This window comes from Aneurinibacillus aneurinilyticus ATCC 12856 (genome assembly GCF_000466385.1).
In the GTDB taxonomy this organism is placed as follows: domain Bacteria; phylum Bacillota; class Bacilli; order Aneurinibacillales; family Aneurinibacillaceae; genus Aneurinibacillus; species Aneurinibacillus aneurinilyticus.
Genome location: NZ_KE952672.1, coordinates 35,007 through 59,259, shown reverse-complemented (window position 1 = coordinate 59,259; position 24,253 = coordinate 35,007). Strand labels below are relative to the sequence as shown.

Sequence of the window (24,253 nt, the reverse complement as noted above, 5' to 3'; positions counted from 1 at the left end):
TTTCTCTTGTTATACGGGTGGCCCATGTGCAAGCCTTGTTTGCCTGAACCCCTTCATGCACAAACAAAAAAGCAACCTGCCCAGGTTGCTGGCTTCTGGAATTAGTGCGTCTTTTTCTGATCGTCGCTTACTACAATGTACATGATAAAACCAAGTACTCCCGCAGCAAGCAGGAAAATAGGAATGTTCCACATCCAATCCACCGGGCCGTTCCCTCCCCCTCAACTCTAATTACATTTATTCTCCCCGTGTAATCGATAGAATTTGAGATTCTTCCATCTTATAGTCGAATTCCTTTGCCTTATCCGGCTTCGCATTGTCGTAATGAACCGGTATCTCATGACGATGCGATTTCTCCACTCGCGTCACAAAATCAAGTTTGGAAATACGTTCGATTGTATCTTCTAGCATATCTGCCGCGGTATACATCGACACATAATTCATACGGCGAGATATGTAATGAATATTGCCAAACTTACGCAGATTGCGGGCAGCTTTGGCATTTTTGACATAAACAGCCAGTCCCACACGGCGTTCTCTCATTCTTTGACTCTCCTTTTTCGTATAGTAACATCAGTGATATTCGTTATCAAGGACCTACTTGTAAGAAGAAGTGACAACTTTATTACTAGGATAGCAGACAATATACACCGACTTCTGAAATGTTCAAGTATGATTCTGTATCATGAAACGAGCCGCCTGATTGCTCGGGCGGCCCTACAGCGACGGAAGGGGCTGCCTTACCGCCTTGCTTCTTTTCTCCTTGCACCTTGCCGATTATTTTGCGGAGCAGCCGCAGCTACCTCCCGTGCCGCATCCACCACTTCCACAACCGCCCATCATCTGATATAGCGGGTTATTGCTTGGCACTTTAATACTTTCAGATACAGCGTCCGCAATCGTGCGACTAACACGATAGAGCAATTCATCCAGTTCGTCCTCAGCCTGTTTGAACGCAGCCACTGATGTCACTCGCTCCATCTCGCGCTTTTTCTGACGAATTTCACGTGTAACTTTATTGTAATCCGGGTGATATTTTCCGAATCGTTGTACTTCCTCATACGCTTCCTTCATTCGATTAAAGGAGGTGATTTTTTCTTTGGCTTCCGGGTCCTGCTCCATTCGCTGTCGGAATTCCAGGTACCGCTTCATTTCTTTGGAACCTGTAATCTGCTCCCCGATAAGGTAAGCTCGCTCCAACGCTTCATGAAAATCGAGCGGTGACAAAGTCACGGTCTGGCTTGACATAATCTCACCTCGATATTATTGTATCATGTCGTTTATTCCCTGCCTAGTCCCGGTCAGGCAACAAGGGAAATGCAAGTTTGACTCTCCCTATTTCTTCTAAATTTACATGTTGTTTGTTACCATGGGCATTTAGCGTTAAGCGATAGTGTCCTTCTTCGTTTCTGATATCCACTATACGTACAGGCTCCATAAGCTTTCCGTCAATTTCTGCGCATACAGAAATACCAAGATCACGTGCTGTAGACATTATTTTTCGGAGCGTTGAATGATGGTACTTCTGAAAATTTTTGTGCCAAATCGCAGGCACTTCCTTAAGCTCTGGCAGTACGTCAGTGAGTGAAGGAAATACGGACTCAACTTTATATCCACTCTCGGCAGATGGCACAGAAGCCGCTGCAAATTCAAGTCTGGGAGTTTCTTTTGCTTTTAGTTTTGCCCTATCAGATTCACTTATGCGCAAGCCTTTGTTTATCAAGGCTTGCTGTAGTTCCTCCCTGGTCGATTCTTCTATAAGAAAATCACAATCATTCAATCTCTCCCTCAGTCCTCCTGTTACGTCGCGTTCTTCTGCTAGCCAGTCCGCTGTCTCAACATCGGGACAACGAAGTATCGTTACACGCATAAATGCAAGTGGCACATCGCCACCTATCCATTGATGCGTCTGCTCTTTTACATTCGCTGGTACATCTGGCTGTATGCGCTCCAAAATTCCGAGCAGACGTTCTCTCTCATGTTCAGGGTCCGCTTCACAAGCTTGTACCGAAGCTTTCGTCAAGCGGAATCTCCATACTTCCTGCTGTTCCTCAAGCGCCGTATATCGCCCAATCTGCCAACGCATATCATATGGCGCATGCGGAAGAAGCAAGATTTCAAATGTCGGTTGTACATAGCCGGTTCCTTCCCATACTGCTTCTCCCTCTTTCTGTTCAGAAGCAAATAATGCTACATCCCAACTAAATACAGCCGTCTCTCCCTCTCCCTTTCTTATCGCAAATCCAAAAAGCGAAAGTATAGGAGCCACTTCCCTTGCAAAAGATTGCCAGTGTTCATTCTCTGCCAAAGAAGCGATAGAGCCTAGCAGCGTGGATTCCGCTTCCCGCAATGCATGCAAGGAAAAAGTCCGCTCGCCGGCAGCTTCCATCCAGTCAAAAATGACAGAGTAACAAGGATGAAGTCGGCTCAACACTTCTTTAACCTTGAGATAAAGGCGACGCTGCACTTCGGCTTCATGGCCTTTGAACACTTCTGCCGTACGCTCCTCGTCTACTGCATATTGCATCCCTTCATTTGAAGATTGTTTGCGAAGCATACCGAGTGACAACAGCAATTCAAGCAAAAATTGCTCCCTTGCCTCTTGTCCACCTGATACATCAGGCACCAGCGGAAGAAACATCTCTTGCGGATACGGAACAATATTTTGCCAGGCCCGACGCGCTTTCATCGTCATCGTTCCTTTCTTTGTCAAACCAATCGGTTGATATCGGTGCATCTGCAAAATCTGGAATACCACTCGGGCCAGCGGAGTAGACGATGTATCCCAATGGCAAGCCATTTCACAAGCCGGAATACCCTCTTCACGTACAAAGCGTGATAGCAACCAGGAGCGGTACGCTGTCTGTACATCATCTGGTAAATAATACGCCAGTTCCCCCCATAGTCGGCGCAGCGTATATATCAAGCCACGTTGTCTCAGCCCGGTCAAACCACTATAAATAGCAAGCTGTGAATCTATTTTGGCGTACTCCTCCATCTGCCGGTACGTCACCATATCGGTACCGATACGAAACAGAAAATGGAGTAACAATTCCTTTTCTTCCGTCGTAAGCGAACGCCAGACACACTCTATTGCATCATGACTTGTTATGTGCTGCACAATATTCTCTATGTTGAGCAAATTTCCGTCTGATTGCACGCACGGCCATGCATTTTCCTCGGCTAGCCGGTAAAGCAGGCGATCATTGAGTTGTTCTAGAATGTAACGGATTTCCATAGTTCCACTCCAATATATACATAAAAGTACCTACAGTACGTAAGTATACACATTTCTTGCTATGTATTAAAACAAGATAAAAACATACTTAAAAATTTAATGCTTTTGTTTTTCGATTATAATGAAATGAAAGAAACAAAACAAACTTATCGGAGGGAGCAAGCTACTATATGCGTAAAGATCAAGAATCATTGTTGCAATTCATGCAGGATACTCTGGCAAATGGGACGGAAGACGAAGAACAAATCCTCTACCTGGCACGTCAGGCAATCGAATATATGCGGGAACGAAAAACAGCCTATATCGCCGGGTTTCTAGGTTTACAGGGCGAATATCTTGAAGATGGTACTTATCGATTCGAAGTACCCATTACTCCGTTTATGCTAAACCAAATGAAAGCGGCACACGGCGGCATTACCGCCACTTTGGCTGATTCGGTCATGGGAGCGGTAGCAAGCCGTTCAACCGGGTATAAAGTCGTAACAACAGAAATAAATGTGCACTATCTCACTCCAGGTACTGGTGATCGACTTATCGCCACCGCTTCTGTGCTGCGGCATGGCAAAACGCTGTGTGTCTGCGAGTGCAAAATACATAACGAACAGGGACGCCTTGTCCTTGCTGGCACAGGAAGCTTTTACCTTGTCGAGCCAAGATAAGCGTATTCTTTCCGCTCCTGCATCCTGTAACTAACAAGCGCCTACATATAATATAAAAGGCTGCCGAGTATTTTCAGCAGCCCTTGTTTCATTTATAGTTATTTGACGCGGTTCGCCGGTTCTGGCAACGTCTCTTTTTCCGGTTTAGGGAATTCCACACCTTCTACTTTTACATTAACTTCGACAACACGGAGTCCGGTCATGGACTCTACCGCTTCTTTTACGCTTTGCTGCAGATTGCGGCATGCTTCATCAATTTTGGAGCCATAGGAGACAATTACGCGTAAATCGATGGCCGCTTCAAATTCTCCTACTTCGACAGATACTCCTTTTTGCACATTCTTACCGCTTACTCTTCGGGCCAACCCTTCAGTAATCCCGCCCGACATCCCGGCAATACCTTCGGTTTCACTTGCTGCAATTCCGGCAATTACGGCTACCACATCATCCGCAATGCGCACAACTCCGTTTCCTTTTACATCGGCCATGGGAATTCCTCCTTTATATATCTAGTTAGTTCTCATTTTATTCTTTCATATGGGCGAAGGCAACTTGTTTCCAGAAAGCGTTGAAATTTTTTCTAAAATGATTGTAAGAAAACGGAAAGCTCTTTCATTTTCTCACGTTGCACACGATAGCACACAAAGGTGCCTCGTTCCTCTGTCTCCACTAACCCGCTATCTTTTAATATTTTGAGGTGATGAGATACGGTCGATTGTGCCATCCCGACCAATGAGACAATATCACCGCAGTAATACTCATCCTGACGGGCGAGAATATACAGGATATTCAAGCGCACAGGATGTCCGAGCGCTTTGCATGCTTTTGCCATCTCATCCAGTTTATGTTCCATAATTATCGTTCTCCAATCATTCCCTTCTTTTCACTTTTCATTATACACATGTTTTTTCATCTTAACGTTCAAAATATGGGTAAATACGCTTAATCTTTGTAAATGGAGGTTCCTTATGGACAAGAAAAAGTTCGTTTGGCTTCTCAGCTTCTCCTTGGTTCTGACACTTCTGTGTGCTAGTATCCCCTGGCTTCCACAGCAAGTAACACACGCATTCAGCAAGGGAACAGTCTATGTCGGCTCATCTGGGGACGACGTAAAGGAAATGCAGGGACGCTTGAAATTCCTCGGCTTTTATACCGGCAAGGTGGATGGAACGTTCTCCTGGCGTACATATCACGCTTTGCGCAATTTCCAATACGAGTTCGGAATGAAAATCGACGGCATACTCGGTCCGAAAACAAAACTGAAGCTCTGGGAAGCGACGAAAAATTGGCGACCGGGTCCCGGCGAAGTTGCTGTCTCTCCTGGCCCAACTACCGCTCCACAACCTAGTGCCGAGAAAGCAGCCGCCAAAAAAGCGTTGCCAAAAACGAATACATCTCTTTCAAAAAACGAACTAAAAATCATGGCTAATGCAGTATATGGAGAAGCGCGGGGCGAGCCCTACACCGGGCAGGTAGCCGTAGCTGCTGTTATCCTGAATCGGGTAAAAAGTCCATCATTCCCGGACTCTCCAAGCGGAGTTATTTTTGAACCGGGCGCGTTCACTGCAGTAGCTGATGGACAAATCTGGCTGACGCCGAATCAAACGGCCGAAAATGCGGTACAGGATGCATTAAATGGTTGGGATCCAACCGGTGGAGCCACCTATTACTTTAACCCTGATACAGCGACATCAAAGTGGATTTGGACACGGCCGCAGATTAAAAAGATTGGTAAACATATTTTCTGCAACTAAAAAGGAAAAGCGGAGCAGGGATTTTTATTCCCGCTCCGCCTTTTTGTATACCAGGCTATCCTTTTGTGCAGATCGGCCCCCAAAGCCTTGGTCAATACTTTAACATCAGCACCTACTGCTCACCTGCTCGCGCAGACGTGCCTGAACCGCTCCGCATGTTCCTGGAGGCACAGTGCTTTTTATAGCGATGACAACATCTTTTCGTATATGTTGGGCAATAGTATCAACAACGGAGAAAATCGCCGTAACATCCGGCGTAGCCCGCTCCGATGACAGCTACTTTTTTCATGCACTTTTCTCCTATCATAAACTGAAAAATTTTTGCTTTTTGTAGTATCCATGTTTTACACTAAAGTTTAGGTTAGGCATCGTTTCATTAAAAATCAAGCACATTCATGAAGGAAAGCGAGGAAATTATTTGAATCAGAAATTGTTTTTCACGCTTGTCATCGTATTGACCGCTCTCAGCGGCTGGGCTCACTACTTTACCCATTCCGCCGGGCTACAGTTCGTCACGACATCAGCGGCCATTATTATGCTAGCTGCTCTACTCGGTAAAGCGACGGAAAACGTTGCCCATTATGCGGGTGAGCGCGTGGGGGGCTTTCTGAACGCAACATTTGGAAATGCGGCAGAATTGATTATCGCTATCTTTCTAATTAAAGAGGGCCTGTTCGATATGGTAAAGGCCAGCATTACCGGTTCCATCATCGGAAACCTATTGCTGGTACTGGGCCTAAGTGTTATTGCCGGGGGACTGAAGTTTAAGCAACAGCGGTTTAATCCGATGCTTGCCGGACACAATGCTTCCCTTATGCTGCTTGCGGTGATTGCGCTGTTTATTCCAGCCGTGTTTTTAAAACAGATTCATGCAGAACGAACCGAAACGCTTAGCCTAATTATCTCCGGTCTTCTCATCATCGCCTACATACTCTGGCTGTTCTTCTCCATGGTTACCCATAAAGAAGAACTAGCAGATAAAGCAGTGGAAGAAGAAGCAGCAGAAGGTCATATGTGGGGCAAAGGTACTTCGATTCTTATACTTATTGTTGCTACTGTATTCGTTGCAATTACAAGCGAATGGCTGGTGCATAGCATCAAAGAAGTGGCAGCTCATCTCGGTTGGTCGGAAATCTTCGTGGGGGCTTTCGTTATCGCCATTGTCGGTAATGCTGCCGAACATAGTGCGGCTGTCTTTCTTGCTATGAAAAATAAAATCGGTGCCTCTGTGGAAATCGCTGTCGGCAGCAGCCTGCAAATTGCCTTGTTCGTCGCCCCGACCCTTGTATTCGTAAGCCTGCTGTTCGGCAAACCGATGGATCTCGTATTTACGTCATATGAGCTAGCTGCCATCGGAGTGGGGGCGTTTATCGCATCTTCTATCTCACGAGACGGCAGCACAAATTGGTACGAAGGCGTATTGCTTGTCATCGTTTATATTATTCTTGGTGCGGCATTTTACTTCCTAGCATAAAGGAGAGAGAATATGGCAGATATAATTACAGTTAATGGAAATGTTAAATTTAGTATTACGCTTGATCCGAGCGTATGGATTTTTGATGATCGCAAATTCAAGCTTGAAGACTTTTTTGCGAGCATCGGCGAGGAAAAAGAAGCAGAACGCGACGAGTCGCTCATGAAAATAGGACAGCAATGGGATCGGGAACTAACACACGGGGTTGCCCCAACCAAGCAAAGTGAAAAACTGTTCGTAGAGAAAAAGAAAATCGTTGGTGATTACGGAATGTATCTGGAGCCTTTCCTGAAAAATGCAGAACCTGCAGAAAATGCATCCACACTCGTTTGTCGCTTGGAGAACGGAGAAGAGCTCTCCCTCCCGCTTCAAGAAGCTTATAAAGCGGTCCTCTGCTTTGCCATCGACGGCAAGCCAATTCGTGAGAATGGACCTGTGCATCTTTACTTCGGAGACGGGCGGAACATCGGCCAACCGATTCAAGGAATTATCGGATTTACAGTTGTCTAACTTACTATAGCAAACCCGAACAGCATATAACATGCCGTTCGGGTTTCTTTTTTCTTTAAAAAGACAAAAATAATATCTTTCTTTTTGGAATTTTTATGTTATTTTGAATCTGTACGAACTTGTAAATATCTGTTTACTTTTAGGAGGAGAGAAACGATGTATGTACCTTTATTGCTTCAGGATTTCTTAAAACGGGCGGTTTATCATTATCCACAAAAAACAGCGGTCATAGATGGTGAACGCCGCCTTACGTACGCAGAAATCGAAACACGTGTAAACCGCCTTGCGAACGCCTTTCGCTCAAACGGAATTGTAAAAGGCGATCGCATCGCCGTACTATCTCCGAATCGTCTGGAAATGTACGAAGCTTTCTATGCTGCTTTTCTACTGGGTGCGGTTATTGTACCGCTAAATACCAGACTCATGCCCGCCGATTATGAATACATTATTAATCATTCGGGCGCTAAGATGTTTCTGGTGGATGCCGAACTTGCTCAGCTCATCGAACCTGTAAAGACCAATCTTACAAATGTAAAGCACTATGTCTCCTTGCAGGTGGAAGGCTTCGATAACCGGAACGGTTGGCTTATTTATGATGCTATGCTTGAAAGCGCTTCGCCTGCCCCGGTATATGAAGATGTAGATGAGAGGGATATGGCAACCATCCTATATACGAGCGGTACGACCGGGCGGCCCAAAGGTGTGGTTCAAACACATCGTAGCCTGTATATGAACGCAATCAATACGATTATCCATACGCGTGCCGAAGATGAGGATATTCTTCTTCATACGTTGCCAATGTTTCATGTGAACGGATGGGGTACACCGTTCTCTTTTACAGGAATGGGTGCTACACACGTTATGCTGCGTAAAATTGATGCAGCACACATTGTACATTTGGTTGAAACGGAAGGTATAACGGTCGCCTGTATGGCACCAACTGTACTGAATATGATCTTGAATGAACCTGCGGCCAAAACGACGAACATTCGGCAAAATGTTCGTGTAGTCATTGCCGGTTCTGCTCCGCCGCCATCGTTTGTTAAAGCGGTTGAACAGGAACTTGGCTGGACTTTTTTACAAGTATACGGAATGACAGAAGTTGCCCCGTTCATCACCGTCGGCCATATTAAGAAAGCCATTCGCGATGAGGGTGACGAAGAGCGTATCCATAGGCTGAAAGCGAAAGCTGGCATTAGCATGATTAATGTGGAGGCTCGCGTAATAAACGAAGACGGAGAAGATGTTAAACCTGATGGTCAGGAAGTAGGTGAAGTCATCTGCCGTTCCAATTCTGTGATGGACGGCTACTGGCTGCAGCCAGAAGAAACGGCCCGTTCCATCATTAATGGATGGTATCATACCGGAGATATGGCTACGATCGATGAGAATGGCTATATTGATATTGTCGACCGTAAGAAAGACATTATCATCAGCGGCGGCGAAAACATTTCCTCAATCGAGGTTGAAGGTACACTGTACGAGCACCCGGATATCCTGGAAGCAGCCATCATTGCCGTACCGCACGAAAAGTGGGGCGAAGTGCCGCACGCGGTTTGTGTTCTACATGAGGATGCAAACGTAACCGAGGAGCAGATTATTTCTTTCTGCCGGGAACGTATGGCACACTTCAAATGCCCGAAGTCGGTACAGTTCGTTACAGAGCTTCCAAAGACCGCTTCCGGTAAAATCCAAAAGGTCGTTCTGCGTGAGCCATTCTGGAAAAAGGCCGACCGGCTAGTTAACTAACTCTCTACATGCTATACAATCAATATTTATACACACCTGTTGATTATCCATAAGATGGAGGAAAGAGGGGACACGCGTCGACGTGTTCCCTCATCTTTTTCTCACAAGGAAGGGACACGGCCGTTTTGTGGCGCCAAGGCTGGACCGGCAAAAATTTTTGTCGAAAAAAAAGGCCCCGCCAAAGCGGAGCTAAAACAACAACTCTCAACCAATTGAATAAGTTGTCATAAAAAGAATAATATAAAATTCGGCAATAAACAATAGAAAATTTAGGAAAAATGGTTGTTTTTAAGCAAAAATCGACAAAATTTTAACGGTTCTCCCCCAAAACTTTATGAGGTACACGCTGCTTCGTTAAATGCGCCAAAAAAGCCTCTTCTTTTGCCTCAGGAAGCAAACAACGAAGCGTTTCCGCAAAGTATATCTGAATGCGTTCTTCTCCGTTTCTCACAAAACGCAGGCGATATGCAATATCCAGATCCTTGAGAGAGTAGAAGTACTCAAGACGTACAGGTGTCAATTCTGTCGTAAACGTCCGGCTGAGCAGTACCCCTTCTTGCCAGTACTCATGCTGCTCAGCTTCACGAGCACCCATTACCGTGAGAAAAGCTACTGCCTGTTCCATCCCCACCAACTTTACCATTGCCGCATCATTATATTCTATTTCCACCCCTGTCAGCTCAGCTTGTAGCGTATCCAGCATGCAGTAAAATAGCTTGCGGATTACCAGGTTGCTCGGTGAAAGATTATGGTCATCGAATTGGTATATATACTGCACCGCTTGCTTCTCAGGCTGTGTAACTCTGTGTAAATACAAGTACTGCACAGCAGGCCTCCTTACTGTTACTGTCGTTCCTTGATGCGCCCGAGCGTATCGGTATCGATTCGCTTAAGCAGCGCCAGCAATAATTGCTTTGCCGCTTCATAATCATCATGATGAATAATGGCAGCGTGGCTATGGATGTAGCGCGCCGGAATGCCAATGACAGCGGACGGTACTCCTTTGCCTGTCAAATGTACTCTGCCTGCATCCGTACCGCCAGGCGATACGAAGAACTGATAACGAATCCCTAATTCTTCTGCCGTGTCAATCATGAAGTCGCGCAGGCCTGGCAGGGTGACCATTGTCCGATCCATAATCCGCATCAGAAGACCGTCTCCAAGTTTTCCCACGCCGTCCTGAACGCCTGGAATATCCCCTGCCGGGCTTGCATCCAATGCAAAAAATAGGTCCGGCTCAATCATATTTGCAGCAACACCCGCACCACGCAGACCTACCTCTTCCTGCACCGTAGCACCGCCATAAATTATATTTGGATGCTCCTCTTCTTTCATTTCTTGCATCATCTCAATAGCAAGTGCGCAGCCGTATCGATTATCCCATGCTTTCGCCATGAGCTTTTTCGGATTGCCCATTACCGTAAGCGGACAAACTGGGAGGATAGGCTGGCCCTGGCGAATTCCCATACGCTCCGCATCTTCCTTGTTATCCGCCCCCACATCAATGAACATATCTTTTATCTCCATTGGTTTGTTTCTTCGACCCTGAGGCAATACATGCGGCGGAATCGAACTAATAATTCCCATCACTATCCCATCCGCAGTCACAATCTGTACCCGCTGTGCCAGCAATACTTGACTCCACCAGCCGCCTAACGGTTGAAATTGAATAAAACCTTTATCCGTAATCCGCGTCACCATGAATGCGACCTCATCCATATGACCGGCTACCATGATTTTCGGACCGCTCTCATTCCCGCGCAATACACCAAAAATACCTCCAAGGTTGTCATATATGATTTCTTCTGTCGTTTTACTTATGTATTCACGCATAATCCCACGTATATCCTCTTCAAAACCTGGGGCACCGCAGGCCTCCGTTAACCGCCGGAACAAAGTCATCTGCTTATCCATACATCCCATCCTCTTCAATTTTTTAGTCATATCAAGCTATATAATAGAAGACTGCTCAGTTACATTGATATTATATCCGTTTGCATACGATTTGCCCGCCGTTTACGCACAAACTCAGGAAAAGCAATCCCGCCTAGAATAATTAAAACACCGAGCCACTGCAGCATGGTTACATTCTCATGCAATACGATTCTGGACAGCAGCACCGCAGTCGGCAGCTCGGCAGCACTTAGAATCGTAGCCAGCCCGCCCCCAATATGCGATACGCCTAGTGTAAAAAAGAGAACAGGAATAATGCCACCAAATAGTGCCAGCGGCAACGCATACAGTAACAAATCTGACATTAGCGCACCGTTTATAAGAAACGAGGGAGGATAGATGATAAATGTAACTAGCATTGCCCCCGTTAAAGTAACGGCCGCGCGCGTATAGGGTGAAAGCTCACCAGATGCTGCCCTGCCGCTAAAAATAACAAACAGCGCATACGTAATCGCCGACAGCAATCCGAATACAATCCCAATGAGATTAAATTGCCCGAATTCACCAGTAAATACGTTTCCGGAAAGCAGTGTACCGACCATCAACAATACAAGAGCCACTATCTTCTCTATGCCTGGTTTCTTACGTTCCATAATTGCTGCAATAATTACACCGATCCATGTAAACTGAAACAGAAGAACGATTGCTATCGAAGCCGGTACATACTGCAATGATTGATAATAAAGAATGCCGGTCAGTCCACTCGCAACACCAACTCCCATCAGCGCAATACACTGCTTTGTCCCAATTCTTTGCCGCGAAAACAAGAGTGCAACTCCCCACATGCAAACCATTGCTAAAAACATCTGACTGCCGCTCACTTCTCCAGGCGAGAAGCCTGCCTTATACGCAAGCTTTACAAATGTCGATAACATGCCATAACTACATGCACCTAAAAAAACAAACAGAACAGAACGCCAGTAAACCATCCACCAACTTCCTTTCCCACAATCTTCTCTTTTATTCTACTACAATTATTAAGAAAACAATGCCAAACATATCGGATAAACTGTCCGGGCATGCTGTTAAGAGGAGGTGTTGGACTGATGAGAAAGGGTATTATTCCAATTGCGCTCGGAACAGCCGTTACATTGACCGGTGTTAGCATGTTGAACCGCCGGCACACCGATAACAGGGTTGATAATCCATACGCCTGGGGACTGGCAGGGTTTGGCCTTGCACATATCGTGCTTGGCGCTATCGACACCGTGCGTGATAATCGCCACAACGAGGATGACTTCTTCTAGTCAAACGCTAGGATCGTACACGATATGTAAAAAAACGCGGGAGTTTCTCCCGCGTTTCCTCTTGTCCTGCCTATCTATAGCGTATACAAATGGGGCCTTCGATCTGAAAAAATCGGAATCCTGTTGCGTACATCGGCTACTAACTCCCTGCTTATTGTACCTGTAACAATCCCTTCTTCTTCACCGCCTTCAGCGATAACTTCGCCCCACGGATCAATGATGAGCGAGTGACCAAAAAATGTATTGTTTATGTCGCTTCCTACCCGGTTACAGGCCACAACATACATCTGGTTTTCAATTGCACGTGCAATAAGCAACTGCCGCCAATGTACAAGGCGCGGATTAGGCCATTCTGCCACGACAAACAGCACTTCCGCTCCAGTTAGCGCACCTGTGCGAATTCCTTCCGGAAAACGAATATCATAACAGATTTGCAGAAACGCCGGCATATCTCCTATCCGAAAATCAGGAAGCTCTTGTCCTGCCTGTAGATATTTCTCCTCTTCCATCAAACGAAACAAGTGGGCTTTGCGGTATTCATGCACCAATTGTCCATCAGGTGTAAATACGAACGAGGTGTTATATGTACCTTCCGCCTTCTGTTCTGCAATGGAGCCTCCAATAAGGTAGACCCCGTATTGCTGCGCTAATTCAGCAAGCATTTCCTTCGCGTAGGTACCGTCCGGATCGGCAATTTCACCCAGCCTTTTCAAATCATAGCCAGTATCCCACAACTCTGGCAGCAGCACAATATTTGGCTTTGGCGTCAGCTCTTTTATTTTTTCAAACCATTCACGAACACGCCTTCTATTTTCCTCCGGATTCCCGAATACAATGTCCATCTGTATCATTGCAATCGTATATGTACTCACTATTTTCATTCCCTTCCTTTGCTTTGCCCCGCTCCCGCTGTGTCACCGGCAGCGTAATCACAATGGTTGTACCATATTGTCCGGTAAGAATACGGATGTCTCCCCCGCTTTTCTTAACCAGCTCTTTACTCAATGCAAGCCCAATGCCTGTTCCCGTATCTTTTGTTGAATAGAATGGCTCAAATGCACGATCCAGAACTTCAAGGGACATACCGGGCCCATTATCCACAATTTCGATGCGTGCTTGTTCTGTATTCTTCCTATACGCATATATGTCCACACGACGATTTTCTTGATTGTGCACAGCTTCAAACGCATTATGAACTACATTGACAAGCACTTGCTTAATTGATTCCCGATGTATCCGAATCATGAAATCCTCTCTAGGCAGACACAGGTAAAATTTGATATTTTCCTGAATGGTTTTCGCCCTTACGAATTCATGTACTTCTGTAAGTAAAGACACGAGCGATACTGCAGTAAGAGATGAATCTTCCGCCTGTCCCTTGCGCGAGAATTGAAGGAATTGAGTGATAATTCTGTTTGTTTCTTTTGTTTCATGTAAAATGATACGCATATATTCCTCGCGCTTTTGTCTATCCATCTGTTCATCCTGCTGGATGAGCGTTAGAAATCCAGCAATGGCCGAAAGTGGATTACGCACTTCATGTGCCATGCTGGCCGCCATCTGCCCCATAATAGCCATCCTTTGTTCATGCAGGCGTTCAATGGTATTTTCTTTCTTAGCCAAATAACCAAGCAAGTACTGATCAACAAATTCATCCACGACGCTCTCAGCCCGTTCGTAGTCTCCATACCCTTTTTCGCGAAACAGTCTTCGTACACCATCCATAAAAGTCCTTCGATATAAATTGGCAAAAAGAAGCGTGGTCTGGAAGCCAACGTTGTTGGCTCCAATCTTATAGCCAATCCTGTAAGCATCATGCAACGATTTTTTACGTGCCCGTCCTACCTTCCTTCTGTAAAAAATTAAATAAAGCAAGTAGAAGGTGCGCACAGAAAATTTAAACCGCCATCTTCTATTGTTCAGCTTCTCGACTTGGATATTGCTCGCCAGTTCGGTATGCGTCACAAGCTCGATAAAATGCCGGTCTGTAATCGTGCGTGCATATCTACGGAGAACCTCATAGGAAACGGGAGGCTGCACCAGCACTTCACTCCTTTTGGCAACAGTCTTTTCTCAATCATTATACTCTGCCATACAAAAAAAGCCAGCAGGGAATCTGCTGACTTCTTCAGTTCGACAAAACTCGTATTAATTAAACACCGGTTCGGCAAATTTCGCCAATTTCTCCAGCGAGCTTTTATCTACGTCGGCATGTAAACTATTTCCGTGTGAATCCATCGTTACGATCGCAGCAAAGCCTTCTACTTGCAAGTGCCACATCGCTTCTGGAATACCGAATTCAAGGAAATCCACACCTTCAACTTTCTTCACACAATCTGCGTAATACTGAGCAGCACCGCCGATGGCGTTTAAGTAAACGCCGCCATGCTCCTGCAGGCCTTTCAATGTTTTCGGTCCCATTCCGCCTTTTCCGATAACAACGCGAATGCCGAATTTCTTCATAATATCTGCTTGATACGGCTCTTCCCGAATACTTGTTGTCGGCCCTGCCGCTTTCAGATGCCATTCGCCGCTATCATCCTTAAGCATAACCGGTCCACAATGATAAATAATGCCACCATTCAAATCAACCGGACAGTCATTATCCATCATATATTTGTGGAACGCATCACGGCCCGTATGCATCAAGCCATTGATGATTACGACATCGCCCACCTTCAAGCTGCGTACTTGCTCTTCTGTAATCGGATATTGCAGCACCACTTCACGACGCTCTTCCGTCTGCTCTGGCTGCTGTACACCTTCATGCAGATCAGCCGTTCCATCCTTATAAAGCCAGCCTGTAATTTCGCCGGTGGCCGGATGAATCGTCACACCTTGACGGCGGAACGCCCAGCAGTTATAGGCGACCGATACGAAGAAGCTGGCCGGAAGGCGGTTTATCGCACCGATTTTACAGCCGAGAAGCGTCGTCTCGCCGCCGAAGCCCATCGTTCCGATACCAAGTTCGTTCGCCTTCTCCATAATATAGCTTTCCAATTCCGCCAACTGCGGATTTGGGTTCACATCGTCAACTTTACGGAACAATTGTTCTTTAGCAAGCGCATAACCGGTTGTACGATCGCCACCGATACCTACACCGATGAATCCGGCGCTACAGCCCTGTCCCTGTGCCTGGTATACGCTATGTAGGATACATTTACGAATACCATCGAGATCACGGCCCGCTTTGCCCAAACCTTCGATTTCCATTGGAAGACTGTACTGAATATTTTTGTTCTCACAGCCGCCACCTTTGAGGATAAGCTTTACTTCAATTTCGTCTTTTTCCCACTGCTCGAAATGAATGACCGGAGTGCCAGGCCCGAGGTTATTACCGCTATTTTCCCCTGTCAGCGAATCAACAGAGTTCGAACGAAGCTTACCGTTCTTCGTTGCCAGATCAATCGCTTCACAGATGGCTTTTTTCATCTCGATCTGGTTAGCCCCCACCGGTGTATGCACTTCAAATGTCGGCATACCGGTATCCTGACAGATGGGGGACACATTTGTTTCCGCCATTTCAATATTTTGCGCAATCGTTGTAAGCGAAAGCGCGGCACGCGTACCTGCGTTCTCCTTCTTTCTTGCGCTTGCAACCGCACGGCGCACATCCGGCGGCAGGTTGGTGGATGTTTCAACGATCAGCTGGTATACGCTGTCTTTAAATTGATTCATGGTCTCCTACCCCTTTTCCCAATCTCCTGTCCCCATGGTTTCTATCGAATTGCTTTATAACCAGGCTTCCGGTCAAAATCATGGGGCATTATGAGAAATTACTCTCAATTTTTTATTATATCGGACATTTCATGAAGGGGGAAGGCTTATCCATGTTTTATCACAACTCCAGTGCCGCCCGGAGGATATTTCCAGTCAATATTGCCGTATGGGCACCCCATTACCGAAGCTCCGCATTCCACGCACCGATCCTGATTGATAACCACCTGATTATCCTGCCATTGATATACCTGTGTCGGACAGAAATATGTGCAAGGCTTATTAACGCAGCGATTTAAGCAAATGGTCGGATCATAAATATCGATGAAAACTTCTGTAACCGGTATGCGCTGCACCTGATCCATTGGCGCCATGTCGGTCCTCGTCACACCAAACTCCTCCATCACAGCACCTCCCAGTGTCTTAGCGCCTGCCATACATCTTCGAATGATTTAAGCGGTAATTGAATTTGTTTAAGCTCCTGCTGAATCTTCTTCATCTTGTCTTGTTCCGTACCCATGCCTACATGAAAAAACTCCGAGCCGAATTCGTTCATCGCCCGACTGATGAGATAGTCGCTGTCCTGATATTTTGCGACGTACTTATCTGTTCCTCTTTTTTTCCGGATATCGGTCATGAAGAAGCTTTGGTTAATTTTCCAGCCATAGTTGCTTAGAATTTTCTGACTGAAGTCTCCTTTGGCGTGTGCCTGAAGAATGGTCTCACCTGCCATCTTCCCTGACAGCATAGCCAGGTCAGTACCACGGCGTCCGCTGACCATTGTAGCGGCATCCCCCGCGATCAGAAGATGATGATCATACAACTGGGGGATCATTTTGAAGCCGCCTTTCGGTATCATATGTGCAGCATATTCAATCGGCTCCGCATCTTTCAATAAGCGTCGGATTAACGGGTGACGTTTTGTTCGCTCAAGCAACTCATATGGGCTCATACGCTTTTCCGCCAACTGATCCAAAAAACCGCCTGTGATAAGCGCAAGGGTTTCTTTTCCAGTCCAAATACCTGCTTTGCCAATAACACCAGCGGTCGGGTACCCGGTAAATGCATATATGGCTCCCTCATCCCCCTCTAAATGGAACCGATCCTCCAAAATAGAACGCGGTAGACGAAACACCTGCTTGGCATACAGCTTGACCGTTTCCGCCGGAATATCTGTACGCAGTCCTGCCTGTTTCGTCAAAAATGAATTAATGCCTTCACATAGAATGACAGCGTCCGCATAATAAATACAGCCGTTATCCAGTTGCACACCCTGCACTTTGTCTCTGCCAAACAAAGATTTTTCATATATAAGATTTGTCACAAGGGCATTCGTCTGCAGAACTGCTCCTTCGTTCACCGCTTTCTGTGCTACCCACCTATCGAAAACTCCACGATGAACCACGACCTTATTGTAAGGCGGCTTGCCATATACCATGTTAGTAAAGCCTATTTGAAACGCAGAGTCATCATCCAAAAAATACAAGTATTCAGTTGTTACAAAGCGCTCCCACGGTGCATCCTTCCAAAATTCCGGAAAAATATCAGCCGTCGGTAACGCATAAATCGTGCCGCCAAACATATTTTTGCTACCTGGATGCGGACCTCTTTCAAGCAGCAGAACTTTAAGCCCGCCACGCGCCATCATATAGGCGGCCACAGATCCGGATGGACCCGCGCCGACTACAATTGCATCATACGTATCCTGCATGAAACTCCTCCTTCCGGAAAACGGTCTTCCCTTTATCCGTTTGCTTTTCCGGAAGAAATTATTCCCTACCTACAATCCTCCCGTTCGCAAGCCCCACCAGAGTAGAAGAACAAGAAGAATAATTGCACCTATTCTTATGCCTGTGCGTGATCCATGCCTGGGCATTCCCATAAGCGCTGAAGCAAGAAATCCCCCCACCAACCCTCCGAGATGGGCATAGTTATCAATGATACCGGGGGAGAGAAATCCGATGACAAGGTTAATACCTAATACAACCAAAATGTTGGTACCCAAGGTCTGGAAAAACAAATTCTTATTCTGTGTACCAAAATATAGCAGCGCTCCAAACAGGCCAAAAATTGCACCAGACGCACCAGCGGAAATATTATCGGAAAATGCAAAACTGCCAACCACACCGCTAATTCCGGATATCATATAGATAACAAAAAATCGCGCTGAACCGTAAATCTGCTCGGTTAGGGTACCTAATGAGTACAGCGCAACACCGTTGAAAAGAATATGCATAAAGCCGATATGTAAAAACATCGGTGTCACAAAACGCCACCATTCTCCTGCAAGAATGAGCGGATTGAATTTGGCCCCGAACAATAGCAGCACACGGGGATCCTGACTACCGCCGCTCAATTCCATCAGAATGAATACAGCAATAATAATGGCAAGAAATGCATAAGTAAAACGCGGTTTTCCGTAAAAAAATGTTGAACGCACTTCACTTTCCCGTTCCATCTCCGCCTGTTCAATGCTACGCATCCAATAAGAAGCAGGCGGCTCTTCGTCCCCATACGGCGTATCGTCTAATAATTGCGGCGACACAATCTCCGGTTCCTTTTCTCTGCGATCTCGTATAATCCATTGTCTCTGTGTAAAATCATATCCTGCCAGATCAAGTGAAACTTGCTGTTCATGTATACCTTCTTCTTGCTGTAGGGCATCGCGCATGCCTTCTGTCACCGGTTTATAGCATACATACACGATCTGCCCTTGAATCGCTCTGGCACGGAGCTGTCTGCGAATATCATCCATGCGTCCGGCACCTTCACGCAAGTCATACCCCATCGTAGCGCCCCATAGAAAGTCCGCCAGCCGAAGCTGGACATAACGCAGCTCCTTCCCCTTCCGGCTTAGAAGCTCGATGTTCTCTCCTCCGGAACCTACTACTGTGTATTCTTGTTCTGTCACGAGGCGATATGCCACTCTCCATATATACTGCTGTGCTAACGTAATATCCAAACGATTCTTCCTTTCTGCGGAATTTACATATAATATACTATACGTACATGAAATATGAAAAACGATACGATACACAAAGGGGAGATAGTCACGCTATGGGGAGCGAATTTATACTTGAACTCCAATGCATATCAAAATCGTACCGGACACCACACCATCGCTCCACACCGCTAAAAAACGTTACCGCCAACGTAGCGAATGGAGATTTTATTATCATTACAGGCCCGTCCGGCACGGGGAAAAGTACACTGTTCCGTCTATTAACACGTTTAGAGGAACCTGATGAAGGCCAGATCCTTTATTTAGGTAAACCGCTTTTTGAATGGCATCCACCTGAGCTGCGTCAAAAGCTTCATTATGTCTTTCAGGCACCCGTCTTGTTTCCTGGCACAGTAGCCGATAACTTATCTTATTCGGCAAGGCTTAAGGGGAATACACTACAAACGGAAGAGATGGAAGATTTGCTGCGCCGGGTCGCACTTCCACAAAACTATATATCGCGCCGTATCGAAGAATTATCCGGTGGAGAAAAGCAGCGCGTGAACATCGCGCGTTCCTTATCACTTGCCCCCGACGTTCTTCTGCTTGATGAACCGACATCTGCCCTCGATGAAAAGAGCGCAAAACACATCGAAAGCGAGATCAAAGCTTATCATGAGGCTGGACACACAGTATTGTGGATTACACACTCCCCTGAACAGGCGAAGCGGCTGGGGAGTATTTTATGGCGCCTGAAAGACGGACTGTTAGAGACGGAGCTTGTGCCATGAGTACACTTGCAACCATTATGACCGTTGGTTTTGTATTTATTGCTATGCTTTTATCGCTTCGACTGAAATTAAAGCTGGAGCGCGATATGCTCATTGGCACAATACGCGCCATCATCCAACTTGTTGCGATTGGGTATGTGCTCGAATTTGTATTTTCGAGCAGACATCCTCTATTTATCGCGTGCATATTGCTAATAATGCTCCTGGTTGCTGCCCAAAATTCGGCCAAGCGAGGAGACGGAATTCCATATATATTTGTCCGCGTATTCTTTACTATTATGGTTGTTGCAGCAGGCACACTCGCAATGATGCTTGCATTCGGTATGCTGCAATGGAAGCCGCAATCCGTCATCCCAATCAGCGGTATGGTCATCGGCAACTGCATGATCGTCTCTTCACTTCTACTAAATCAGATGAAAGAGAAGGCCGCATCCATGCGGGAAGAAATCCTTGTCGCGCTGTCTCTTGGCGCCACCAGTCGACAGGCCAGCGAACGACTGATTCGGGAGTCGATACGCGCAGGTATGATCCCGATTGTTGATGCATTAAAAACCGTTGGACTCGTTCAGCTTCCTGGCATGATGACAGGGCTTATTATTGCAGGAACCAGTCCGATCGAAGCCGTTCGCTATCAATTGCTTATTATGTTTTCATATACAGCGGCATCAGCCATGACAAGCATTATCCTTGGCTTTCTTGTCTATCCTACGCTGTTCACCCGAGCTCACCAATACATAGGCTGGAAATAAGAAGAACGAGCGTATAAGGCCCGTTCTTCCTTACATTGTATTCACAATTAGCAACAGGCGGAACTTTCACGTTTTTTGCCCTCAGATGCTGGATAGCTCGGACCCACCGGATGATTCGGAGTAACCGGATAAATAGGAGCTACCGGTGGATGAGGGTACATCTCCGCCTGCGAAACCGGTCCGATACTATACATCTTATGATAGCTTTTTTTGTAATAAAATTCATACATTTTTTTGTGGTAACAATAACGCTTATAATATTTTTTATAGTGTTTCTTATGATGTACATGCTTATGACACTTGTACTCGTAATACTTCATCCTCTCGACGTGGTAATGAAATTTGACCACTTCTACGTCCGTGGTTTGAACTATGCCCATCGGGTCATGATAATAATTCACGTGTAACATCCTCCATTCGTTATCAATTTATTTATCAATCTGCTACACTGTATTCACCTATGGGTCGTTAGGACACGACATCTGCCCATAGCTGGGAAATTAGGTGCATACCTACTCGAACTTCTAAAAATTGAGGTGAGTTCCTTTGAACGGAAAGAAAACGAGCGAATCACGCACAATCATGACCGATATTGTACTCCCACCTGATACGAACTATCATGGAACGATTTTTGGCGGAAATGTTATGGCTTATATCGATAAAGTTGCAAGCATTACTGCCATGCGCCACTGCCGAAGACAGGTCGTAACCGCATCAAGCGATAGCCTTGATTTTCTTGCGCCTATCCGTACCGGGGAAGCTATCTGCCTCGAAGGTTACGTATCCTGGACCCATCACACATCAATGGAAGTATATGTAAAAGTCGAAGCGGAAAATCTGCTAACAGGCGAACGGCGCCTGACTTCGCAAGCGTACCTGACATTCGTGGCACTTGACGAAAACGATAAACCAACGCCTGTTCCTCCTGTGCTTCCCGAGACAGAAGAAGAACGTTGGAATTACAAAACCGCGTCTGAGCGCTTCGAAATCCGCAGTCGACGTCGTGAGCTCACAAAAGAACGCCTAAAAAAAAGAAAATAGCCACGGGCTTTCCGTGGCTATTTCTATGTATGCACAAAATATATAGGTGAAATTATTGCTTAATAGCATATAAGCTTAAGTACGGCTCTTCCTCGCCCCCGGTATTCGTCCGGTCAAAAATTCGAAATCCGTGCAAACGCAGGATATTCTGTATTTCCTCCTCCCTATATAACTGGTTGAAAATATTATCAATAACGACATTACCTTCACCAAGTCGGTATGAAGAGAAGAAAACACCACCCGGCTTTAACACCCGGTACACTTCATCCAATGCTTTATGCAAATCTTCTTCTGTTAAATAAATCAGCGAGGCGTTAGCCCATACTCCGTCGTACAGTTCATTCCCGGTCGGAATATGCCGGAAATCCCCTTGGATAAACTCGACACCCTGCACCTGCTGTTTGGCCTGTTCAAGCATTACCTCACTGATGTCCAATCCCTGCACATGCAGATCATAACGCTTTAGTCTAAGCGCATCATGGCCTACCCCGCACCCGAGATCAAGCACGCTGTTGCCGCCCAAAAGCATTTGAAATCCGGAAATAAACTGCATAGTCAGCTCGCGGTGACGCCACTTTCCCCCTGTCTCATTTGCCAGCTTATCAAAAGAAGCACGATTGCGATCCACATAATCCAATTCTTTCACCTCCCGCCCCTTTTTTCTCATTCTAGCTAATTAAGGAGCGGAATGCTACACGCTATGAGATTTTAAATCGGCTGACATGTGCTTGCAGCTCCTCCGCCATCTTGGCCAGCATCTCGGATGCGGCATTGATTTCCTCCATCGTGGCGGTTTGTTCCTCCGATGCAGCAGCCACTTCCTGTGTATCAGCCGCAGCAATAGATGCCAGGCGTGATATTTCATCTCCCTGGCGTACAATATGTTCCGTTCCTTCGGAAATCGTTTTGGAAGAAGCCGTCACAAGCTCGATCTGCTTATTCAAATCGGCAATCGCTTTAAGAATGCTAGAGAATGATTGCCCCGCCTCTTCTACTACGCTGCGACCTTCCGATACGGCTTTGCTGCTCTCGCCCATCGAAGTAACAGCGGTACCGATTTTGGCGTGAATATCAGAGATCAACATCGCAATCTCTCTTGCTGATTTACCCGATTGCTCTGCCAGCTTACGAATTTCTTGAGCAACTACTGCGAAGCTTTTTCCTTGCTCCCCGGCACGTGCCGCTTCAATCGCTGCATTTAATGCAAGCAGATTGGTCTGTTCGCTAATTTCATGAATCGTTCCAATAATTCCCTTGATCGCTTCCGAACGGTTTCCCAGTTCACGAATCTGCACTTCTGTATTACTAACTTTTTCAGAAATATCATTCATTTCCCAAATTACCTTTTTCAGAGAACTTTCGCCCGTATGTGCATATTTTACTACCGTTGATGAGTCATGTTTGACAGCTTGAATTTTATCAGCAATTGACTGTATGTTGCCGCTCATCTCATGCAGCGCCTCAGTTGTCGCGCGTACGCTTTCCATCTGTCCTTCCGACCCGGAGGCAATTTCCTGTGATGCCTCCGAAATTTGTTCCGATGCACGCGTACTTTCATTGGCACTGGCTGTCAGCTGCTCGGAAGAGGCCGCTACCTGCTCTGAAACTTCATGTACCTGACGTAGCATATTTCTGAATTCGCGAATCATCTCATTAAACATATGAGTGAGTTGTCCCACTTCATCCTTGGAGCCTGGTGTAACCTGTACAGTAACGTCTCCTGCCTCCGCTTTTTCCATGGCCTGTACAAGCTCTTTCATCGGTTTTGTCAACATATGTACGATGACGTATCCGATGACGATGGCAAGCAATGAGGAAACAAGACTAATAACGAACATCTGGTTACGAATAAACAGAAGGGGCTTCATCATATCTTTTAAATAGCTGCCGATAACCAGCTCCCATCCATTCGGCAATTGCGAGAATGAAGCAACTTTCTCTTCCCCCTTCCAGGGGTATGTAATGTATCCGGTTTTCTCTTTAAGAATTTCCTGGGCAAATGATTCATTCGCAAGGCTTGTGCCTATCATTTGAGGGTCAGGATGGTACAATACCTTTCCCTGATCATCTATAATGTAAGCGTATCCACTCAATCCATTAGCCTTGTAATAACTTGTCTCTACATCATCCACCAGTGCTTTTATTTTTTCTGACATAGCTGCATCTACATGACCGTCTTTTGTATAAGCGGCGATTTCCTCTGCCTTTACTTTAGTCATATACTTCAAATCCTGTACAGTCATATCATAGACGCTATCATAAGCAGAGTGATAGCTTAGAAATCCTGATGCCATTAACGGAATAAGGGTAATAAGCAAAATAGTTGCCGTTAATTTTAATTTAATTGACATATTATTTATCTTTTGAAACAATACATTTTCCTCCCTTAGGCACATTACATATCGCTTATATCTTATATGGTAATCTCTT

General features: G+C 45.9%; 27 protein-coding genes. 9 read left to right on the top strand and 18 right to left on the bottom strand.

The window, feature by feature from the left end; all coding sequences use genetic code 11:
* Positions 1–237 precede the first annotated feature (237 nt).
* The 3 genes from HMPREF0083_RS01975 to HMPREF0083_RS01965 all read right to left on the bottom strand — a co-directional run bounded on the left by HMPREF0083_RS01975 (position 238) and on the right by HMPREF0083_RS01965 (position 3,238).
* The gene (locus HMPREF0083_RS01975) at positions 238–543 is read right to left on the bottom strand and encodes a YlbG family protein (RefSeq protein WP_021619275.1); all 306 of its coding nucleotides are present in this window, start codon (positions 541–543) and stop codon (positions 238–240) included.
* A 234-nt stretch (positions 544–777) separates the two neighbouring features.
* Positions 778–1,248, bottom strand: coding sequence for a YlbF/YmcA family competence regulator (locus HMPREF0083_RS01970; RefSeq protein ID WP_021619273.1), 471 nt, complete (start codon positions 1,246–1,248; stop codon positions 778–780).
* 43 nt (positions 1,249–1,291) lie between these two features.
* Positions 1,292–3,238 (bottom strand): hypothetical protein, encoded by a 1,947-nt coding sequence (locus HMPREF0083_RS01965; RefSeq protein ID WP_021619272.1) that lies wholly within the window; start codon positions 3,236–3,238, stop codon positions 1,292–1,294.
* Positions 3,239–3,408: 170 nt separating this feature from the next.
* On the opposite strand from HMPREF0083_RS01965, the gene HMPREF0083_RS01960 reads away from it, so the two are divergent.
* Positions 3,409–3,897 (top strand): PaaI family thioesterase, encoded by a 489-nt coding sequence (locus tag HMPREF0083_RS01960; protein ID WP_021619271.1) that lies wholly within the window; start codon positions 3,409–3,411, stop codon positions 3,895–3,897.
* Between the two features lie 98 nt (positions 3,898–3,995).
* On the opposite strand, the gene HMPREF0083_RS01955 is transcribed toward HMPREF0083_RS01960, so the two are convergent.
* Complete coding sequence (locus tag HMPREF0083_RS01955) at positions 3,996–4,385, bottom strand: Asp23/Gls24 family envelope stress response protein (RefSeq protein ID WP_021619270.1); 390 nt, start codon at positions 4,383–4,385, stop codon at positions 3,996–3,998.
* Positions 4,386–4,477: 92 nt separating this feature from the next.
* Positions 4,478–4,750 carry an ArsR/SmtB family transcription factor gene (locus HMPREF0083_RS01950; protein ID WP_021619269.1) on the bottom strand — a complete coding sequence of 91 codons (273 nt, stop codon included), beginning with the start codon at positions 4,748–4,750 and terminating at the stop codon, positions 4,478–4,480.
* A gap of 115 nt (positions 4,751–4,865) precedes the next feature.
* Here HMPREF0083_RS01950 and sleB point away from each other — a divergent pair, with 115 nt between their 5' ends.
* Positions 4,866–5,651 carry a spore cortex-lytic enzyme gene (gene sleB / locus HMPREF0083_RS01945; protein ID WP_021619268.1) on the top strand — a complete coding sequence of 262 codons (786 nt, stop codon included), beginning with the start codon at positions 4,866–4,868 and terminating at the stop codon, positions 5,649–5,651.
* Between the two features lie 105 nt (positions 5,652–5,756).
* Here the strand turns inward: sleB and HMPREF0083_RS30010 are convergent, their stop codons facing one another.
* The gene (locus HMPREF0083_RS30010; protein WP_081695974.1) at positions 5,757–5,927 is read right to left on the bottom strand and encodes a hypothetical protein; all 171 of its coding nucleotides are present in this window, start codon (positions 5,925–5,927) and stop codon (positions 5,757–5,759) included.
* Positions 5,928–6,069: 142 nt separating this feature from the next.
* Here HMPREF0083_RS30010 and cax point away from each other — a divergent pair, with 142 nt between their 5' ends.
* From cax to HMPREF0083_RS01930, 3 genes are all read left to right on the top strand, one after another.
* Complete coding sequence (gene cax / locus HMPREF0083_RS01940) at positions 6,070–7,125, top strand: calcium/proton exchanger (protein WP_021619265.1); 1,056 nt, start codon at positions 6,070–6,072, stop codon at positions 7,123–7,125.
* A 12-nt stretch (positions 7,126–7,137) separates the two neighbouring features.
* Entirely contained in the window at positions 7,138–7,635 is a 498-nt protein-coding gene (locus HMPREF0083_RS01935; protein WP_021619264.1) for a hypothetical protein, read from the top strand.
* A gap of 156 nt (positions 7,636–7,791) precedes the next feature.
* Complete coding sequence (locus HMPREF0083_RS01930) at positions 7,792–9,384, top strand: long-chain-fatty-acid--CoA ligase (RefSeq protein WP_021619263.1); 1,593 nt, start codon at positions 7,792–7,794, stop codon at positions 9,382–9,384.
* 310 nt (positions 9,385–9,694) lie between these two features.
* On the opposite strand, the gene HMPREF0083_RS01925 is transcribed toward HMPREF0083_RS01930, so the two are convergent.
* The 3 genes from HMPREF0083_RS01925 to HMPREF0083_RS01915 are packed head-to-tail and all read right to left on the bottom strand — an operon-like array spanning position 9,695 to position 12,266.
* Positions 9,695–10,210 (bottom strand): hypothetical protein, encoded by a 516-nt coding sequence (locus HMPREF0083_RS01925; protein ID WP_021619261.1) that lies wholly within the window; start codon positions 10,208–10,210, stop codon positions 9,695–9,697.
* 17 nt (positions 10,211–10,227) lie between these two features.
* Entirely contained in the window at positions 10,228–11,298 is a 1,071-nt protein-coding gene (locus HMPREF0083_RS01920) for a M42 family metallopeptidase (protein ID WP_040301158.1), read from the bottom strand.
* Positions 11,299–11,357: 59 nt separating this feature from the next.
* Entirely contained in the window at positions 11,358–12,266 is a 909-nt protein-coding gene (locus HMPREF0083_RS01915) for an EamA family transporter (protein ID WP_021619259.1), read from the bottom strand.
* Between the two features lie 117 nt (positions 12,267–12,383).
* Here HMPREF0083_RS01915 and HMPREF0083_RS01910 point away from each other — a divergent pair, with 117 nt between their 5' ends.
* Positions 12,384–12,584 carry a hypothetical protein gene (locus tag HMPREF0083_RS01910; protein WP_040301156.1) on the top strand — a complete coding sequence of 67 codons (201 nt, stop codon included), beginning with the start codon at positions 12,384–12,386 and terminating at the stop codon, positions 12,582–12,584.
* Between the two features lie 74 nt (positions 12,585–12,658).
* Here HMPREF0083_RS01910 and HMPREF0083_RS01905 read toward each other — a convergent pair whose 3' ends face one another.
* From HMPREF0083_RS01905 to HMPREF0083_RS01880, 6 genes are all read right to left on the bottom strand, one after another.
* A complete protein-coding gene (locus HMPREF0083_RS01905) occupies positions 12,659–13,465 on the bottom strand; it encodes a carbon-nitrogen family hydrolase (protein ID WP_040301155.1) in 807 nt (268 codons plus the stop codon).
* Positions 13,392–14,624: a sensor histidine kinase gene (locus HMPREF0083_RS01900; RefSeq protein ID WP_040301153.1), complete on the bottom strand. Its 1,233-nt coding sequence runs from the start codon at positions 14,622–14,624 to the stop codon at positions 13,392–13,394. The genes HMPREF0083_RS01905 and HMPREF0083_RS01900 overlap by 74 nt, the downstream gene beginning before the upstream one ends.
* Positions 14,625–14,732: 108 nt before the next feature.
* Positions 14,733–16,262, bottom strand: a complete 1,530-nt coding sequence (locus HMPREF0083_RS01895) for a fumarate hydratase (protein ID WP_021619255.1) — start codon at positions 16,260–16,262, stop codon at positions 14,733–14,735.
* Between the two features lie 146 nt (positions 16,263–16,408).
* The gene (locus tag HMPREF0083_RS01890; protein ID WP_021619254.1) at positions 16,409–16,705 is read right to left on the bottom strand and encodes a ferredoxin family protein; all 297 of its coding nucleotides are present in this window, start codon (positions 16,703–16,705) and stop codon (positions 16,409–16,411) included.
* Complete coding sequence (locus HMPREF0083_RS01885; RefSeq protein ID WP_021619253.1) at positions 16,705–18,012, bottom strand: NAD(P)-binding protein; 1,308 nt, start codon at positions 18,010–18,012, stop codon at positions 16,705–16,707. Before HMPREF0083_RS01885 ends, HMPREF0083_RS01890 begins: the two co-directional genes overlap by 1 nt.
* Before the next feature lie 69 nt (positions 18,013–18,081).
* Positions 18,082–19,263, bottom strand: coding sequence for a rhomboid family intramembrane serine protease (locus HMPREF0083_RS01880; protein ID WP_021619252.1), 1,182 nt, complete (start codon positions 19,261–19,263; stop codon positions 18,082–18,084).
* A gap of 95 nt (positions 19,264–19,358) precedes the next feature.
* Between HMPREF0083_RS01880 and HMPREF0083_RS01875 the strand changes: the two genes are divergently transcribed.
* Together HMPREF0083_RS01875 and HMPREF0083_RS01870 are read left to right on the top strand one after the other, a co-directional pair.
* Complete coding sequence (locus HMPREF0083_RS01875) at positions 19,359–20,033, top strand: ABC transporter ATP-binding protein (protein WP_051354504.1); 675 nt, start codon at positions 19,359–19,361, stop codon at positions 20,031–20,033.
* Complete coding sequence (locus tag HMPREF0083_RS01870) at positions 20,030–20,782, top strand: ABC transporter permease (RefSeq protein ID WP_021619250.1); 753 nt, start codon at positions 20,030–20,032, stop codon at positions 20,780–20,782. The genes HMPREF0083_RS01875 and HMPREF0083_RS01870 overlap by 4 nt, the downstream gene beginning before the upstream one ends.
* 47 nt (positions 20,783–20,829) lie before the next feature.
* On the opposite strand, the gene HMPREF0083_RS01865 is transcribed toward HMPREF0083_RS01870, so the two are convergent.
* Positions 20,830–21,183, bottom strand: a complete 354-nt coding sequence (locus HMPREF0083_RS01865) for a hypothetical protein (RefSeq protein ID WP_021619249.1) — start codon at positions 21,181–21,183, stop codon at positions 20,830–20,832.
* Positions 21,184–21,328: 145 nt separating this feature from the next.
* On the opposite strand from HMPREF0083_RS01865, the gene HMPREF0083_RS01860 reads away from it, so the two are divergent.
* Entirely contained in the window at positions 21,329–21,823 is a 495-nt protein-coding gene (locus tag HMPREF0083_RS01860) for an acyl-CoA thioesterase (RefSeq protein ID WP_040301151.1), read from the top strand.
* A 52-nt stretch (positions 21,824–21,875) separates the two neighbouring features.
* Here the strand turns inward: HMPREF0083_RS01860 and HMPREF0083_RS26055 are convergent, their stop codons facing one another.
* Both HMPREF0083_RS26055 and HMPREF0083_RS01850 read right to left on the bottom strand, forming a co-directional pair.
* Positions 21,876–22,451, bottom strand: a complete 576-nt coding sequence (locus tag HMPREF0083_RS26055; protein WP_245191301.1) for a class I SAM-dependent methyltransferase — start codon at positions 22,449–22,451, stop codon at positions 21,876–21,878.
* Positions 22,452–22,521: 70 nt separating this feature from the next.
* The gene (locus HMPREF0083_RS01850) at positions 22,522–24,195 is read right to left on the bottom strand and encodes a methyl-accepting chemotaxis protein (RefSeq protein ID WP_240961273.1); all 1,674 of its coding nucleotides are present in this window, start codon (positions 24,193–24,195) and stop codon (positions 22,522–22,524) included.
* Positions 24,196–24,253 lie beyond the last annotated feature (58 nt).